Origin of the sequence: Gillisia marina, from assembly GCF_000258765.1 — a bacterium.
GTDB lineage: Bacteria > Bacteroidota > Bacteroidia > Flavobacteriales > Flavobacteriaceae > Gillisia > Gillisia marina.
On sequence record NZ_AJLT01000092.1, the window covers coordinates 1 to 2182 of the forward strand.

General features: G+C 28.9%; 4 protein-coding genes. All 4 read right to left on the reverse strand.

The features are described 5' to 3' along the window. Window positions 1-257: 257 nt before the first annotated feature. Window positions 258-818 carry a hypothetical protein gene (locus ON07_RS13750; protein ID WP_010232613.1) on the reverse strand — a complete coding sequence of 187 codons (561 nt, stop codon included), beginning with the start codon at window positions 816-818 and terminating at the stop codon, window positions 258-260. Between the two features lie 41 nt (window positions 819-859). Then, window positions 860-1018 carry a hypothetical protein gene (locus tag ON07_RS16510; protein WP_155807247.1) on the reverse strand — a complete coding sequence of 53 codons (159 nt, stop codon included), beginning with the start codon at window positions 1016-1018 and terminating at the stop codon, window positions 860-862. A gap of 175 nt (window positions 1019-1193) precedes the next feature. Next, on the reverse strand, window positions 1194-1940 hold the full coding sequence (locus tag ON07_RS13755; RefSeq protein ID WP_010232615.1) for a hypothetical protein: 747 nt from the start codon (window positions 1938-1940) through the stop codon (window positions 1194-1196). Between the two features lie 7 nt (window positions 1941-1947). Then, window positions 1948-2182 (reverse strand): hypothetical protein (locus ON07_RS17325; RefSeq protein WP_010232617.1); only part of this gene is annotated, 235 nt, incomplete at its 5' end.

Consider the following 2182-nt stretch of genomic DNA (forward strand, 5'->3'; position numbering starts at 1 on the left):
TTTTTTGTAGGAAGTTTTTCGACAGTGTTCATTTTGTTCTTTCATAGGTATAGTACTAAAAGGTTTAATTTTTAGTCAACCTATTTCAGGAAAGTACATTTTTTTGTATGTTGCACAACGGTCTTGGTTAAGGCAAGTAGCGTGGAGTAGGGACGCGTTATTGTCGGCTTAGTTGATTTTTACTTGGTGTCTAAAATAGCACTTTTTACTAGAATGCCCGCTATTTGCGCTTAACCGATGTTGTACCACGTTTTTTATCAGCTTAAGACTAGTCCAAATAGAATTAGAATCATAGTTGAAATTAATAAAGGTTGTTTTACTATATATATTCTAGATATATTATTCCAGTTATTCATAAAAATATAAATAGGTAAAAAATATAGAAATATTCCATATTCCTCTTCTAGGTTTAAGCTAAATCCATCAAAATTAAATTGAAAGTAAATTTGATAAAATCGGAACAATACTAAGAAGATTATTCCAAAAGTGAAAATTGCGTTTATTTGCGCATATTGAATTTTTAATTTTTCCTTTCTATTTTTCACTTTAATATTACTCATCCAAATATAGGTTGTAAAACAAAATCCAATCGATGCTGCTATTAGTCCGATTAAAAAGGAATTGTAAAAAGTGAGTTCTGAATTTAAAAATTTTGTCCAATTTCCATCTACAATAGCATACGTTATATCTTTGGTTTTAGTTAAAAGTCGCAGAAGAATATTAATTATAAAACCATAACCAAATCCAATTAAAATTCCTGAGTAGAATCGAAATTTTCCAATTTCTATAATTTGGAATTTAGATTTTATTTTTCTCAAAAGGTTGAAATTTGATAATCTTAATTAATTCAATTAATGGTTTAGAAAAAATCAGAGTATTCTAGTTTTCCATTTTTCATCATTTGTTCTACAGCTCTATCAAATTCAGAATGCTCATAAGTAAAGTTACTTGGGATTTCCCCATTTGACCAAAGTTGGTAAAGTTCATTTTCAGCTTCTTCTTTTGTCATTTTACTCATAAATCTCTTTTTTAGTACTAAACTCAAATGTGGTACAACGGTCTTGGTTAACGCAAGTAGCGTGGAATGGGGACGCGAACTTGTCGGTTTTGTTGTTTGTTAATTGGTTTCTAAAATAACACTTTTCACCACAATACCCGCTATTTGCTGTTAAACGATGTTGGCATTTCGTTTTTTACTCGGCTAAAAATTGGATATATTTTAAAGTATTTTTAATTTTTAGTTGAACACTTTCTGATTTGATTGATTTATGGTCAAGGGAGAAGATTTCGATTATAGTATCCTTTGTATTTTTAAGAGCTGTTTCATTATAAATTCCCTTTCCAATCTTTAATACATATTCTTCATCTTGACACATATTTATTTTATATGGAACCTTATATTTCACTGCATAATCAGATAAAATTTTATTTCCGTTTAAATCCTGTTCTAAATCCGAAATTACACTTTGATCAATAACTGTCCCAGCCCAATTCTGATTTTCTGCTTTATTGTGTGCTTTAATTAAACCTTTTCCGTATAAACATTGAACAGAATACGAGCCTCCTTTAGAATTTATTTGTTTACCTGAAACTATTCGAATTTTACCTTTAACTATTGAACCTCTAACTGGAAAATTGAATAAATTTTGTCTCCAATTGAAATCGTAAGCTACTTTAATCAATTCTATAAGAGAATCCAAATTACATTCATTAGTCCAAAAAATGACTGTATCAGAGATATTCAAACAGTTTACACTGGACTGTGATAAATCACTTAAGACAATTCCGTTGTGAGGTTTATTATATTTTCCTTGACCTAAAGCTCCTTCAATGTCTCGAAAAATATGTCCCATCCTCCGTATTAGAACTTCATCATCATTATTTTCTATAAATTCTTTAAAGCCTAAATAGTCAAAATAAGCAAGGTATACTTCTTTCATTATGTTATTAATTATTTTTTAAAAATCTCATAATTACGGCTACTAATATAAAAGCCATAATAGCTAAGAAATAACTAACTGTTTGAGCTTCTGAGTAATCGTGGTTTCCCATTTGATTTTGACCTCCAAAATTATTCACTATTAGATCGTAACTTATAAACTTTGTCAAAAGTGCAAATATTGTTGCTGTTATAAAACGAGTTAATATAAGAGAGGAAGACACTTTTTGTATTATACTGAAA

What these genes read in the sequence shown, in the direction of transcription:
- ON07_RS16510 (WP_155807247.1), bottom strand. Translation starts at nt 1,018, where the DNA reads ATGAGTAAAATGACAAAAGAAGAAGCTGAAAATGAACTTTACCAACTT.
- ON07_RS13755 (WP_010232615.1), bottom strand. Translation starts at nt 1,940, where the DNA reads ATGAAAGAAGTATACCTTGCTTATTTTGACTATTTAGGCTTTAAAGAA.